Source organism: Calothrix sp. 336/3, assembly GCF_000734895.2.
Taxonomy (GTDB): Bacteria; Cyanobacteriota; Cyanobacteriia; order Cyanobacteriales; family Nostocaceae; genus 336-3.
In genome coordinates, this window is record NZ_CP011382.1 from 4105243 (window position 1) to 4121495 (window position 16253).

Sequence of the window (16253 nt, forward strand, 5' to 3'; positions counted from 1 at the left end):
GTACTTTTTGTTACAAAATTTTATTGCGTGATTAAAAATTAACATAATATGAATACTTGCTTTTAAGCTCAAGTATCTATCAAGTAGCTGCTTGAATAGATAGAGGAATTGCAAATTATATACATATAGTCTTTGCCGGATTTATCTTGCCTCTAAATGGTGTAATCGACTCTCTGCAAAGTCTTCTGGCTGTGGATAATTTATCCTATGTCTATAGGAAGATTGAGAATATATGTCATCACCCTCCAAAAGACTATCAGCATTTGTCATCACAGAAGTCAGTCACATATATTTATTCAGATGTATAGAATTTTAAAAGTTTCTACTTACATGCGAAAAACCACTGACACTGATAACTGCCATAGTAATAGGGCAGAAAAAATACTATTATTTTTCATAATACCCATTGCTTTCATTGCTATTTTGGGTAATACTACTGAAGTGTTTCCCATCATCCTAGAGCAAATCAACGTTACAGCAACGCAGATACTTGTAAAAATCTGTTGAGAGTGACTTTATTTTCCAGGCTGATAATGATATTTTTGACTCACTGCAATTATGCCATTGAGATTTTGTTGATACTGTCACAGGTATCTTTGGAATAATTGATTATAGGCTGGTTTAGATAGATATAGTTAATATCTATATCTTTCTATCTATTTGTGTGCAAATGTGACATCTACTGCATAGCTCAATGGTTATTTGATTAACGTTTTTCTAAACAACAGCAAGTTTTGGGGGTGTTGTTGTCATACCAGAGAACGTTTACTTGAATATCCGCTTAAATTGAGAATGCCAATTCGTAAACAGCCGATTCGGGGTAAATGCAAAAATAGTTAAGTAAAACAAAGCATTCTGTTTTTTGGGAAATGCTCTTTGTTTTCATAGCTAGCTTTCAACTAAGAAGTTGGTCGCATATTTGTGTGACTCAATATGGTTGGTATTATATACCTTCCCATAGTGTGATTAAGGCTCTGTATCCTAGTGATATAGGCTATTTCGCCATTTCTGAAAATGTTGCCATCTATCGTTTATTAAGAGAATCATTGAGTTTATTTTTACTTTTTCCGACATCTGGTATGATACTTTGTAACAAAAGAGAAGTTAATTAAGTATCCAGTAAACGATATTGTGAAAAGTTACAAACTGTATCCCAAACTATATCGCTTTAAAAGCTACCGATGATACAAAAGCCACTGTATCCAAACATTTAATAATCACTAGAAAACCTAAGGTTTTTATATAGAAACCTGAATTTTGAAATCACCTCTGCTGTTAAGTTGATGCCTAGAAATGACATCTAAAAATTTATGGCTGGGGCGCAGGAGCCTCTTTTTTCCATTTTTCCTACTGAGTATATTCACGTACGGCGTAATACCTAGTTCTGCTCAGACAGGCATAATCAGAAATAATGCCACGGCGGGGGGTGACAACCTCGGCGGTGGAACGGTGCGTTCCAACGATGTGACATTTATTGCTGGACAAGCTGCTTTACAGATTATCAAGACGGGCGATCGCTCTGCTGTGGAACCTGGAGAGACAGTTGTCTATCGTCTGGCAGTGAAAAACACAGGTGTGGAGCCGACAAGTAATGTTTCAGTCACAGATAGAATGCCCCTAGGGGTAAGGTTAATTCAGAAATCAGTCAAGGGTTCCATTGGTGATACTAACGTGGCTCTCACAGTCACTGTTAGTGGACGTAATGTTACCTTTGCGGCGGGAGTAGGGTTGCAACCGAATCAAACCCTGAATATTGTCTATGCAGCAGAAGTTACACCCGATGCAGTACGAGGTGACGGGAGAAACTTAGCAGTTGCCAGGGCGGGAAATTTAACCAGTAATCCAGCAAGTCACCAATTAAGGATTCGCCCCGGTATTCTCTCCGATTGCGGCACAATTATTGGACGGGTATTTGTAGACAAAAACTTTGATGGAGAACAACAGCCAGGGGAACCCGGTGTACCCAATGCGGTAGTTTACATGGATGATGGCAACCGTATCATCACAGATGCCAATGGTATGTATTCTCTAGGCAATGTCATTGCTGGTTATCGTTCAGCCACCCTAGATTTAACTAGCTTACCGGGCTATGCACTGGCTCCAAACAAGTATTTTATCGAACGAAATAGCCAGTCACGCTTGGTGAAATTAGCTCCCGGCAGTATGGCACGGGTGAATTTTGGAGTAACACCTGCGTTTTCCGAGGGTAAGCGATGAAAACACACAAGACTTATACTAATTTTGCCAAAACTGTTGTCAGGCGTTCTTTACATTCATCACAACAGAATGTATCCGTAGCTGCTCACTATCTGAGAATGTTGTTGCTATCCTCGGAACATATAGGTGTGCGGCGAGTATTATTAGCTCTTGCCTTACCTTCCGTTGTCATAGCAGAAACCATGTCTGCGGGTAGGGCGATCGCCACTGTTTCCCACTCAGAAGCATCCTCAATCCATCAAGCATCTAGCAGATCAACAGATACTCTGTTAGCTCAACCAGTACCACCAGAAACTCCACCTCCAGAAACGCCACCAGAAACGCCACCAGAAGCACCTCCAGAAGCACCTCCAGAAGCACCTCCAGAAGCACCACCCCCAGAGAATCCCCCCCCAGAGAATCCCCCCCCAGAGAATCCCCCCCCAGAGCAACCAAGGGAGATTAATTCTGATACCGAAAAATTAGGTCAGGTAAAGATTGAAATTTCCCCAGTTGGCGACCCCCGTGTCCAGGCAGATGGACGCTCTACCATCAAATTAGCGGGACAAATCACCGACGAGAAAGGGCAAATTATTAGGCAAGACGTAGTAGTAACTTTAACCGCGAGTGCTGGTAAATTCATCGGTGCCGATCAGGATAAAGACCGAGGTGGATTTCAGGCGATCGCCCGGAATGGTGAATTTCTTGTCACCCTGCAATCAGACATCAAACCCCAACAGGTAAAGATTCGGGCAGCCGTAGATAAAGTACAAAAACGTACCCCCACCCTACCCAATGCCATCCCCCCCGTTGATAGCAATCCCAGCAATCCCTTTCCCCAACAGCGAGACACCAGCCTCCTAGAGAAAATTGGTGATGTCACCATTGAGGCATATACTCAGGTTGAATTTACCACCTACCTGCGTCCCTCCCTCGCCACCGGGGTAATTAATCTGCGGATTGGACAAGCTGGAACCAACTACTGGGGTAGTTACCGCGACTTCCTCAACCCCGACAAAATCAACGACGGGACAGAAGTTAAATTAGATGCGGCAGTCTTCGCCACAGGTAAAATAGGTGACTGGCTCTTTACTGGTGCTTTCAATAGCTCCCGTGCCCTGAACCAAGACTGTGAAGGCAGAAATCGCCTATTTGGGGGTACTCAATTCTGTGAGCAACAATACCCCGTCTACGGAGACAGTTCCACCGTCACCTCCACCGCTCCCTCCATCGATAGCTTCTATGCACGGATAGAACGCACACCCAACATACCGGGAGCAGAACCCGATTACTTTATGTGGGGAGACTACAACACCGAAGAATTCTCCCGTGCTTCCCAACTATTCACCGCCACCACCCGCCAGCTCCATGGTTTTAAAGGCAATTACAACCTTGGTAATTTGCAAATCACCGCCATGTACAGCAACGAAATCGAGGGTTTCCAACGGGATACCATCGTTCCCAACGGTACAAGTGGTTATTACTTCCTTTCCAAACGATTACTAGTTCCTGGTAGTGAAAATGTTTACCTGGAATCAGAAGAAATCAACCGTCCCGGAACAGTAATTGCTCGTAAACAACTATTCAGGGGCACAGATTACGAAATCGACTACGACAGAGGTAGTTTACTTTTCCGTCGTCCGATTCTCTCCACCGAACTCAACCCCTTTGGTACAACCTTAGTCAGACGAGTTGTCGTTACCTACCAAAACGAAGGGGGAGCAGACTCCAAATTATACGCCGGACGTTTGCAATACAACTTCTCCAACGACTTGGATACCAAGAGTTTTGCTGGTGCGAGTTACCTGTTAGAAGACCAAGGAAGTCAGGAATTTCGCCTTTTCGGTGCAGATTTTCTTATATCCCTAGGAAATCGTGGCAGAATCATTGGGGAATTCGCCCGTTCTAATAGTGACTTAGTTACAGGTCGGGAAGTCAATGGTAATGCCTATCGCTTAGAAGCTTTTGGTAATATTACGGACAGTATTCAAGGTAGTGCCTACTATCGTTCCGTAGAGCCGAATTTTGCCAATAATGCCACCTTCAGCTTTACACCGGGGCAAACCCGTTACGGCGCATCCTTGCTGGCAAAAATCACCAACACTACCAGCTTTAATGTTGCCTACGATGTCGAAGAAAATTATGGAACATCACCCAACCGCGTCGTAGATTTCTTTGACTTGTTTAATCCCCAACCCCAATCACGTCCGGGGGAAACTGTCAATAACGAGTTGCGGACTTTGCGGGTGGGTATTTTACAGAAATTAGGACAGGCAGATGCCAGCCTAGAGTATGTGAACCGCTCCCGTGAAGATCGGGTAAGTAACCGTTTTGATGGGGATGCCAGTCAGTTAGTTTCTAGGTTGCGGTTCCCCCTTTCGGAATCCTTAGTTTTTCAAGCACAGAATGAGTTAAATCTGGGTGATTCTGACCCTCTATACCCCAACCGGACTACCCTCGGCTTAGATTGGAAAGCCTATCCAGGGTTAACTTTCCGCTTGGCACATCAATTCTTTGACAACAGCAGCTTGATTCGCGGCAACTCCATTACCACCCTGGATACCCTTGTTGACCATAAATTTTCCGATGATACCAGCTTAAGCGGGCGCTACTCCGTCCTGTCTGGGTTCAATGGTTTACAGGGACAGGGGGCAGTAGGTTTAGACCATCGCTGGAAAGTTGCCCCAGGTTTGAAAGTTAACTTGGGTTATCAGTACGTTTTCAAGAATGTTTTCAATGCCACAGCCGCCGGAACCCCATTCGAGCAGTACTATGCCGTGGGACAGACTGCCTCTAGCTTAGGGTTATTCTCAGGCTCTGTGTATAGTTTAGGATTTGAATACACGGATAATCCCAACTTTAAAGCCAGTGCCCGCATTGAGTATCGAGATGGAGATGAAGGCGATAACACGGTGATTACTGCCGCAGCCGCCGGAAAACTTTCCCCCGCCTTGACAGCCTTGGTACGGTATCAACAGGCAGGAGAAGCCAACGTATTCTTACCATCATCTTCCCTGAATCAAAGCGGGGTGAGATTCCAAGAGTTGGGCGATACCGGCAATCTGAAGATTGGTTTAGCCTACCGTGACCCCAACAGTGATAAATTTAACGCCCTACTGAAGTATGAGTGGCGGCAAAATTTTGATTCGATCCCCGAAAACCAACTCACCGGCACAACAGCCACTGGTCATGTATTTTCTGCCGAGGCAATCTATGCACCTAGTTGGCGTTGGGAATTCTACGGGAAGTATGCTCTCAGGAATGGGGTGACTTATTTAAGTGGCGATCGCTATGACGGAACGGTAAATCTTGCCCAACTGCGGGCAACCTACCGCCTTGGTTATCGTACTGATTTAGCAGTAGAAGGACGCTGGATTGGACAAAACTCCAATAGTGGCACCAACTACGACGAATTCGGTGTTGCCTTGGAAGGAGGGTATTACCTGACACCAGATTTACGGGTGGGTGTGGGTTACAGCTTTGGTAGCATTGATGACCGTGACTTTACCGGATATCGTTCAGAAGGTGGCTTTTACCTCAACATCAGTTTGAAACTCAACGAACTCCTGGGCGGGTTTGGATTGCAAAAACCAGTACCGAAACAACAACAGGAATCCGTAGTCGAAGCCAAAACGCCTTCTGATGAGAAACAATCCCTAAAATCTCAAAAACTGATTGATGCTCTCCAAGGGAAAAGAAAAAATCCCTCTACCATACAAACTCAATTAATCAAGCGTTTGAAGCAGAGTCAAGCAGTGCAAAAAATCTAGGGTTCCGGTGTTGAGGAGTGATTCATGTCCCAAAATAGTCAAAACAAACCACAAAAATCCCCCAGGCGCAGGAAAGTTGAGCAAATTCACCTGATAGCAGCTTTCCTCTACCTCCTACCTTCTACCTTTTATCTGGCTCCTGTGTTTGCCCAAGCTCCCCCCTCCCTGAAGGTGGTAGTTAATAGCAACGCAGATGGAACCCCCACCCCAGACGCTCAACTTACCCTACGGGAAGCAATTGAGGTGGTGAATGGTACACTGCCCCTGGAAAAACTGAGCGAAGCAGAAAAGGCACAGGTACAGCCAGGAAGCGGTAGCTCTCGTATCGAATTCAACCTGCCACCGGGAGCCACAAATATTCAATTACAAAGCCTTCTCCCTGATTTGGCTACCCCTGGTTTAGTAATCGATGGCACAACCCAGCCCGGATATGACCCCAACACCTCAGCTACGGCAGAAATTGCCATTCCCGTACCTGTAGTGGAAATTACCCCCGCATCGGGTAAAGAAGTATTTCGTGGCTTGACTGTAGTTGCCGATGGGGTAACGATTCGCGGTTTGAGTCTTCACGGCTTTACAGCTAGCCCAGAAAAGCAACTTTTGGGTAATCTCCTGGTGTACGATAGCAACCCCAAACCTGTCACCCTCACCACTCCCCCTGGGGATATTGTCGTGGCTCACCGTTTCCCCCCACCCAATACCAAATATCAACAACCACCTTTTGGGGACTTTCCCTTTGCGAGCAAGGATGTGCCGCCCAAGGATGTGGTAATTGAGAATAACTGGTTGGGGTTGACGGTGGATGAGAAAATGCCGGAAACAACTTCTGCCTTTGGGGTGTACCTGTTTAATTCCCAGGGGACAACGATTCGCAAAAATCGTATTTATTACCATGATGGTAGTGCCATTATTACCTCGGTACGGGGTGAAAATACCCTAGTTCAGGAAAATATCATTGTGGGAAATGGGATTGCCGGGATGCCAGATGCCCTACGATTTGAGGGTGTGGTGAATAAATCCCAGGTGATCGGGAATTTAATTTGTGCCAACGATGGTGCGGGCGTGTATTTATTTAAACCCCAGGGCAGTGTTCAAATTGAGAATAACAAAATTACCTACAATGCCCGTCGGCTGAGACGAGCGGCGGTTTTCCTCATGGGTAGTAACCACTTGGTTAAGGGTAACGAAATTGACAATAATGCAGGGGCGGGAGTAGTGGTGTCAGCCTTCCCCAAAACCAGGGGCAATTTGATTCAGGAAAATAAATTTACCGCCCTGGAAGGGTTGAGTATTGACCTGAATACCCAGGGAAATCTAGATGTGAGCGATTTTCAAACTGGGGACGGAGCCAACCCCCAGCGCAATTCTGCCAATCGTCGCCTAGAAACAGGGAATGGAGCCATTAACGCGCCGGAATTTAGCACTCGCAGTTTTTCTGGTGCGACCCTGACAGGGAAAGCTGACCCCGGTTCCGAGGTGACAATTTATCGCTTGGGTGATTATCAAACTGGTAAAGAAGCTTTGTATGAGCCCGGTTATGGGGCACTGAGTGAGCCATTAACTACGGTAAAAACGGACGAGAAGGGTAACTTTTCCGTATCCGTAGATAAGTTGCAACCAGGGGATGGAGTCAGCGCGATCGCCACTATTCCCCAATATGGCACATCAGAACCTGCCGTTGCAGCTTTCATCGGTGACGGGACTTCCCTCAAACCCACCAGTAAGCCGACACCAATTACACCACCCCAATGTACGTCTAAACCCGCACCTCAACCAGAACCGGAACCGGAACCAGAACCGGAACCAGAACCAATTCGCATCCGTGCCCCCCGCAATGTTCACTTTGCCTTAGATAAATCCTTTATTAGCCAGGAAAGTGCGGCGGTTCTCGACCGGGTAGCCCAGGTGCTGCGAGAATATCCTTTTATTGTGGTGGAACTTCAAGGTCATACTGACCCCCGTGCCAGTGATGCATATAATTTGGCACTAGGAAAACGGCGATCGCAGTCTGTGAGAAATTACCTGCTACAGAAAGGAGTTGACCCCAGTCGGATGACAATTCGCTCCTTTGGGGAGAGTCAACGAGCTACCGATGGAAATACTCGCGTTGAATATGCGCGCGATCGCCGTGTGGAAATTATCTATAAAGATGTGCGTGGCATCGAATTGATTGTGGAACCCCAGGAAGCAGACTTACAAATCGAACCTGGAAGGGGACGGAGGAAATAAAGAGTAATCAGTGCAGAGTTATGGGTGAGGAGTCATAACGGGATGGCAAATTGCTATGTCACCATATCTAACTAATTGACTCCTGGGGGTGATTTTCTTCACCTCTTACCCATTACCCATTACCCATTACCCATTAAAAAAACCTATGAAAAAATCTCACCTCAAACTAGAGAAATCACATATAGGAAAAAGAGCAGACAAGACATTTCCTTGGATAAAAACCCTTTCCCATAGCAGCCTGGTTTTGCCCCTAATACTGACCAGTTTTGGTACATTTCCAGAAACTGCTAAAGCGCAAACAGCTAGGGGACCTGGGGGCTGTCCAGTTGGTACAACTAGGGGAAATAGAAACTTTATCATCAACGGTAACTTTAGCCAAGGTAACAGTGGATTTACTACCACCCTTCCCTATAGAGGTGATGGAGTATACCCTGATGATTCACCTCCGGAACCCCAACCTCGGGGGGGACTTTCCGTGCAGACAGGAACTGTAAACTATGCGGGGAATGTCGTCCGGGGTGTACCCTTCCCTGGAGATCCCCAAAGAGGAGCCCCAGCTTCTAATACTTATTTATACTCAAATCCAAACGCCTCGGCTGCCACCCCAAGAGATCAAGGTTCAGCTTTCCCGAATCCGACAATTTGGTCACAAACTGTCCCAGGTTTGCAACCAAATACCACCTACGACTTCGTAGCCTTTTTCTATGACCTACTGACTCTAGAAATACCTCCATCTACTCCCACAGCCAGAGTCCCACCGATTATTCAATTAAATGTAGGGGCGATCGCTGGTACACCCACCCCTATTCCAACCCGGCAAACATGGACACCAGTACAATTAGCCTTTACCACTGCTCCCGGACAAACTAGCTTGAATTTGACAATTATTGACCAAGCGAACCAACTGGACGGAGATGACTTCGGGATGACGGCGATCGCGGTTAACCAATGTCTACCGAATATTGGGGTGGCTAAACGTGCAGGAACACCTGTGAGGAATAGTAATGGTACTTTTACCGTACCCTACACCGTTGTTGTCAGGAACTACGGTACAGACACTCTTTCCAATGTCCGTCTGACTGATGACTTGACAGGAACCTTTGCAAACGCGGCAAATTTCGTTGTCTCTAACGTCCAAACTCCCACCCCAGGATTTACAGTTGTTCCTAACTATAGTGGTCGTCCTGGTAACATCAATATGCTCCAAGGTAACAACACCCTGGCTCCTGGAGCGTCAGCAACTGTCACCTTCAATGTCACCATCACCCCAGGAACTGGAGCTAACGGTTTTGGACCATTTGATAATACAGTAACTGCTACTGGTGTAGCCCCTGGTGGAACCATTGTCACCGACCAATCCCAGGATGGTGCTGATGCTGACCCCGACAATGATGGCAATCCTGGTAATAATAATGTTCCCACCCGTGTCAATCTCAATCCTGGAACTGGAGCAGGGGAAACGGAGCTACGTTTAGTCAAACGGATTACAGCTGCCAGACGGAATAATACACCCCTGAGTGGCGTTAATTTTAATACTGTAGACCCCAGCGATAATACTAACGCTTTTAATAACACAGGGGTGAATCCTGTTGGTGTACGCGATATTCCCACTTCTATACCTCTGCGCAGTGGAGATGAAGTGGAATATACTGTTTACTTTATTAACGTAGGTAACCAACAAGCCACTAATATTCGATTCTGTGACTTAATTCCCGCAGGAACTACCTACATTAATAACAGCACCACAGCCCAAAATGCAGGTCAAGCTATCAATAATGGCATTAATTTCGTTGCTCGTTTAGCACCTTTACCCCCAGGAAATAGCTGCTCTAATCAAAATAACCCCAATGGTGCAGTTATTGTCCAAGTAGGTAATGTTGGAAGTGCGGTCGGGCAAAATGCTGGTTTTGTGCGCTTCCGTGTCAGAGTTGATTAGGTATTGCTGAATGTAACTGTGTACTGAATTTTGCCAACCATCTGGGTTTGAGTAACCAAGGGAATATTTTATCCCAGCTACAACATGACGATGTTTGAGCCATGATTGCTTTTGATTTGATATCAGGCTCAATCATCATGTCAATTTACTTAACTGACATCTTGTACTGTAAGACTGTGGAAAAAATATGACTTGCAAACTTTGATTTTTCGTCCGTAGATACTTTCCTGAGCTATTGAGAATGCATCAGAGATGTGTTGGGGAAAATTTGCGGCATTCCCTTGATGCTGACAGAAATTCTACTACTGGTGCTGTACTAGATAAAAACAATCCCAAAGATAAAATACCCGTAGATATCAAATACCTATCACAATAACTACGAATTAAAAAGTTAAATATGAACATAATCAAGATTTTCCATGACAGTTATTAAACTGTCTACAGCTAATAGAGAATGTCTAAGAGTTAAATCATCTAAAAGCTTGAAAAATACGGCTTTTCACAATTTAATAGTTTATCAGCTATCCCTGATTTTATGAAATATTTAATTCAAATTTTGCTCAACTATAGTAGTATAAGTGTAGATTTTTCTCTGAACATTTCTAAATTCATTTTTTCCATGAAGGGATGCAAAATATGCAACAACCTCGAACGCCAGATTTATTTTGGCAAAATCGCTTAAAATACTTACAAAAGAAAGGTTTATTGCATTTTAATTGATTATTTGAGTGAGATAAATGGTATAAAAACTGACAAAAAGTATTACTGAAAAATCAAGTATTTTCTCTTTTCAGCTAAAAGCTTAGAATTAAACATCAGGGAATGAAAGCATCTTTTTTCTGTAGGTGTGTTATTACAGAATTTACATTGTCAGTTTTAGTTGTAAATCTCATCTTCAATTACCAAAAACGGGTTCAGTTATATTGGACATTGAATCTATATTGCTCAGACATCTTACAAAATAGATTTTGGTGAACGATGGAGAACGTCAAAGGTTGTAACACACCTTTTATATTTTCCTCTGACTCTTTTCCCAAGTTCTATAGGAGGTCTCTAGTCGATATATATTTGGTATTGATAGTTAGAGATACCAGTTGCTGATATTTTTACAGCTAGTGGTGGTACATCGATTTACATATACTTTTACCTGAAATCAAGGTTCCTCATCTCACATCAAAACAATGTTTCCCATTTGTCTGCACAGAATTATTGCTGTTGCAGATATTTAGAGTCAGTATGTTCGTCTAGAGAACATGGTTATCCCTAAGTGAATGACAAGTCTGTAAGATGTGTGCAGTTATCTCTTCTGCATACCTTGTTTTCTATGGAAATCAAAAAGAAGAAATTATCAATATCTTGATGATTTCTGTTTTATCGACAATAGACTAGCTAGAGTAAATTATCCCTTCAAGTTCCAGCTTAATTATCAGTCGTATTGAATTTATTAGCAAAAATCACTGGTTTAAATTGTGAGCAAGCTTGTGATAAGACGCAATTAATTTCGATTGATATTTTCGATTTAATTTTTTTAATTTTACCTCGTTTTATCAGGAAACAGAAATGAAATCTACCTTGAAGCATCTATTATTGATGTCTCAAAAGAAATTACAATCCCTATCCCGAGGTAATAGCTGTCAGAAAACCCAGCATCGGGGTGTTGTTAACATCCAATCTCAGTCACCAAGTAGACCTTTTTGCTTTTCTTCTCAGGGTAAAATTACTTTTTTGGCATTAACATTAACTATTCCAACTATGTTGATTTGCCAAAGTTTAAGTAATAGTAAAGTGGCTGCTCAATCTGCACCACAGTGTCCTAGTGGAAGTACACTAGCAACCCTTGATTGGGATCAGCAAAATAATTTTCAAACGGCAAACTTTAATCAAAGTATCAATATTGGGAGTGTAAGTACCAATTTCCGAATGCAAGAAAATCCTGCGGGAATTATTCGGGATGAAAATCCAGAAAATTCTCCTGGTAATGTTGGTAGGATTCCCTATGGTAGGGCAAATCCACCCTTTGGTGGGATTAATCAACGGTATCTCCGTTGGGGTATTGATGCTCGTGGTTCCCGTCGAGGGGGGAATGCAACCTTAACAATTACTTTTGCTCAACCAATAACTTTACCGACTCCCCTATTATTTCTGGATGTTGACCGCGATCGCCAAGGTGAACCCCCCTTCCAAGACCAAATTACAGTCACTGCTAGCAATCAAGGACAAAATGTCCCCGTCACCTTGACAAACATGGGTGTTAGTGCTGTTAACGAAATTGTTAATGGTAATATTGCTCGTGGTGTTGACCCTAGGGTTCCTCCCGGTAACGCACCAATCGAGAGCAGTATGGGTGATGTGTTTGCGACAATTACCGGGGAAGTGACGCAAATCCAAATTGTTTATCAAAGTGGTCCCCTCTATCGTGAAGGTCAGTCCCAATTTACGGAACCAGGACAGGATGAGACAATTGGGTTAGCAGATTTTAATATCTGCATCAAAAATGCCACAGGTAGTATTGGGGATTTTGTCTTCAATGACAAGAATGGGAATGGGGTTCAGGATGCTAATGATACGGGTATTTCGGGAGTGAAGCTAATTCTCCGTAATTCCCAGGGACAAATCGTAGCTACGACCACGACTAATAGCAATGGTATTTATGCTTTTCCGAATTTACCCCTGGGCAACTATACGGTAGAAGTGGAGAAACCAGGTGATGATTTTACCGCGACGACTCAAACCATTTTGAATGCGAACCTGACAACAACCAATAGCGATCGCACTGATATTGATTTTGGTTTTCGTTTGGGTTCCCTAGGAAGTGGACAACCCAGAATTCGCCTAGTCAAACGGATTACGAATGTATTACGCAATGGTCAAACCGTTGCTGGCATTGATTTTAACAATTTTATCGATGACCTCACAGACGATGATGATAATATTCTCCAGCAAAATCAAGGGACATTACCCGGTCAAGTGAATATTCAACCTAAGCTCAAAAGTGGCGATCGCGTTGAGTACACCATTTACTTTTTGACAGAAGGTCAACAAGGATTACAAAACGTCAGATTTTGTGATTTAGTACCCCAGGGTACAAGTTACATTAATAACACTATCACCATCAGTGGGACAACTAACCGCAGTAAATTTTTCTCCCCCCTCGCACCCCTAGAAGACTTTACTAATATCTGTGGTAGTGACAATCTCAACGGTGCAGTGGTGCAAGGTCCGACAAATATTCCTGGTGGACAATTTGGATTTATCCGTTTCTTGGTGAATATTGACTAAACACCATCGGGCTAAAAAATAGGTTGTCCGGTATGATGTTCTAGGCTTGAACAGCCAAAAAGGTGAGATTGCTGATAATCTTGCCTAGATATTCATACTTTTGTGGCAACCCTATGACCAAAATCAGTTCTATTTCCTTATTCATTCTCACAATATTAGTGACATCTAGTCTGAATACAGTTACTAGTAAAATTGCCCAAGCTCAAACTGGGGTATCTCTATTACGGGCAAAATGTGTCAACAGTGGATTGGGAAATGTCAGAGAGGAAACAAAATATATATCGATTGGCAGAACCGTTTACACCAGTCGATTCTATCTCGGTCCCGGCTATCGTTCAGCTAATCTCACCTGTAAAATCAAACCAGATAATGCTAATTCCCCGTTTCAAGTTGTGAACTTGGGTTTTGGGATGGCAGATAGTCCTAATCAAAGTCCCAATGTTGATATCAAAGTCTATCTTGACGGTAAATTAGGAGAAACTCGCACCGTAACAACTTCTCAAGAAGGGGAAATCTCTGTAGACGTGAGTAACGTGAGTGATATCTCTATTGAAGCAACCTGCTCTAGTCAAACTCAGTACTGCGATCGCGTCTACTTTTTCAATGCTAATTTGCAGAAACAAGCACCCCCAAGGAGGTAGGGTGATGGGTAATGAGTGATGAGTGATGAGTGATGAGTTCGAGCTAGCGATTAAAAATTGCCAATAGCTCAATTCCTCTACAACCGCAATGATAGCAAAGGATTCGATGTGTATTTCGAGTCCATTTTTAATAGACTTTGGATGTTAGAAGGAGATTTTTAATCACCGTTGGGACTAGGGAAATGGCAGAGGATAAAACTAAATCATTGCAGTGACAGAAAAGTTTCTTCATAAACCATTAATTCTGCTTTTCTGGGTTTTTGGGTTTTAACCCTTCATTAGTAGATTTTTGCACTTCCTTCGCCACATTATCCGCAGCTTGTTGAACTAGGGGTTCGATTTTTTTCCGCCAGTACTCTGTATTCGGCAACTTTTCGGGATGGTCTTTATAAGCAGCCACCTTATCCCATTGACCATTTTCTAGAGCCTTGTTGATATCATTAAACAAAGCTTCCGCCTTTGTCCAGTCCTGTTGCCACTGGGACATCATATTTGCTGCTTCTTGTACTCCAGCAGGATTATTGGTGATAGTTTTGAGGAGGGCGATCGCTCCTTGAAAATCCCCTGACTCATATTTTGCCCTAGCTTTGTCCATCACCTGATTCGAGTCTGTTGCTGTCTGGGGTTTATCCGACTCACCTACCGAGGGAGTCACCTGGGATTTACCCAAAATAGAATTAGTAATATCAACAATACTTTTTCCCTTGGGATTCCCCCTACTTGCGATCAAACCTTGATCATCTACTGTCCGAATCGCAATTCCCTTGTCTCGCAAACAAGTACTCCACTCTTCATTATTCTTAATCACATCTCGGTGTGCCCAACCGGAATTTTTCCCACTCAATTTCAACTGTACCCAACCCCGTCGAGTCTGTTTTCCGGTGACTTCAAATTGAGTATCTGTTTCCACCGTTTTCACAATATTCTCAGAATTAAGAGAACTTGGTTCAGAACGAATATTCGCATTCCCAATCATTGCCACACAGACATCGGCAGAAACACTTGTATCATTCTTAATAAAGTTAGCGGCAATCCCTTGAAAATTTTTCACCACCGAAGGAGCAGCGTAGGCAGCACCACCAGCTAAACCTAGGAGAATAAATAACTGGAGAAAATCTGGTCTATTGCGATTTCTCTTCTCTAATTGAGTGGTATTTTTAACTTGAGATGCTTCCGTAGAATTTGCTGGTGCAAGGGCTACAGTCTTTTGCCGTGAATGGGGAGAGGTCGAAGGTAGTAACTGATAATTACGAGATACGGGTATCTCTGCTAACCGAGCAGCCATGGGCAAGGACTGCAAAGCTTGTAAAGCATCCCTAGCATTTTGATAGCGCTCCTTGAAATGGTAACGCACCATCTTACCCAAAATTCCGGCAAAATCTGGATGTATAGGTGTCAAATGTTGCCAAATCAATTCACCACTTTGGGGGTCTTCCTGTAAGTCTACAGGAGAGATTCCGGTTAAAGCTTGGATGGCAATGATTCCTAGGGCATAAATATCACTATTCGGGCGCGGTTTTCCCTGACCTTGCTCCGTAGACATATATCCCGGCGTACCAATTGCTACAGTCGCCGAAGCATGGGCGATCAAACTGATGTTTGTAGCGCTGAGACTATTTGGTGTCCTTAATTGCTTGACTGCCCCAAAATCCACCAAAACCAGTTTGCCGTCACTCATTCGACGGATAATATTATCAGGTTTAATATCCCGGTGAATTACTCCTTGGCTGTGGACAAAGGCGAGGATGTCTAAGACTTCTAACAACATCCGTAAGACATCTGCTTCCCTCCAGGATTTCCCTGCAATTAATTCTTCACCCAGGGGATGTCCTTCAACAAATTCTTGCACCAAGTAAAATTCTTGATTCTCATCAAAATAAGCTAATAACCGGGGAATTTGGGGATGACTTCCCAATTTTTCCAGAGTTTCGGCTTCACTGTGAAACAAACGCTTGGCAGTATCAAACACTTTGGGGTCGGTACTTGCGGGTTTGAGGTGCTTAACTACGCACATCGGATTACCCGGTCGTTTGGTATCTTGGGCAATATAAGTTTCTCCAAATCCTCCCGTTGCTAGGACTCGGATAACTTGGTAACGATGGTCGAGTAGCTTGCCGATCATATTCCCTCCCCAGTGTTAACACCCATTTTGCCCGATGGTAATAAATATCTCCAGATATTTATCGACAAAATCCGCTATCT

The 16253-nt window shown here is 43.8% G+C and carries 8 protein-coding genes; 7 read left to right on the top strand and 1 reads right to left on the bottom strand.

Annotated elements, in window-relative coordinates:
* Positions 1 to 1293 precede the first annotated feature (1293 nt).
* From IJ00_RS17135 to IJ00_RS17160, 7 genes are all read left to right on the top strand, one after another.
* The gene (locus tag IJ00_RS17135) at positions 1294 to 2217 is read left to right on the top strand and encodes a DUF11 domain-containing protein (RefSeq protein ID WP_035154842.1); all 924 of its coding nucleotides are present in this window, start codon (positions 1294 to 1296) and stop codon (positions 2215 to 2217) included.
* The gene (locus IJ00_RS17140; protein ID WP_238178357.1) at positions 2214 to 5966 is read left to right on the top strand and encodes a hypothetical protein; all 3753 of its coding nucleotides are present in this window, start codon (positions 2214 to 2216) and stop codon (positions 5964 to 5966) included. Before IJ00_RS17135 ends, IJ00_RS17140 begins: the two co-directional genes overlap by 4 nt.
* A gap of 24 nt (positions 5967 to 5990) precedes the next feature.
* The gene (locus IJ00_RS17145) at positions 5991 to 8195 is read left to right on the top strand and encodes an OmpA family protein (protein ID WP_082127347.1); all 2205 of its coding nucleotides are present in this window, start codon (positions 5991 to 5993) and stop codon (positions 8193 to 8195) included.
* Positions 8196 to 8340: 145 nt separating this feature from the next.
* Complete coding sequence (locus tag IJ00_RS27175) at positions 8341 to 10131, top strand: DUF11 domain-containing protein (protein WP_144416053.1); 1791 nt, start codon at positions 8341 to 8343, stop codon at positions 10129 to 10131.
* A 241-nt stretch (positions 10132 to 10372) separates the two neighbouring features.
* Positions 10373 to 10507: a hypothetical protein gene (locus IJ00_RS29975; protein WP_256388805.1), complete on the top strand. Its 135-nt coding sequence runs from the start codon at positions 10373 to 10375 to the stop codon at positions 10505 to 10507.
* A gap of 1184 nt (positions 10508 to 11691) precedes the next feature.
* Complete coding sequence (locus IJ00_RS17155) at positions 11692 to 13410, top strand: SdrD B-like domain-containing protein (RefSeq protein ID WP_052754481.1); 1719 nt, start codon at positions 11692 to 11694, stop codon at positions 13408 to 13410.
* Positions 13411 to 13523: 113 nt separating this feature from the next.
* Positions 13524 to 14051: an NPCBM/NEW2 domain-containing protein gene (locus tag IJ00_RS17160; protein ID WP_035154845.1), complete on the top strand. Its 528-nt coding sequence runs from the start codon at positions 13524 to 13526 to the stop codon at positions 14049 to 14051.
* A 238-nt stretch (positions 14052 to 14289) separates the two neighbouring features.
* On the opposite strand, the gene IJ00_RS17165 is transcribed toward IJ00_RS17160, so the two are convergent.
* Positions 14290 to 16173, bottom strand: coding sequence for a serine/threonine protein kinase (locus IJ00_RS17165; protein ID WP_035154848.1), 1884 nt, complete (start codon positions 16171 to 16173; stop codon positions 14290 to 14292).
* Positions 16174 to 16253 lie beyond the last annotated feature (80 nt).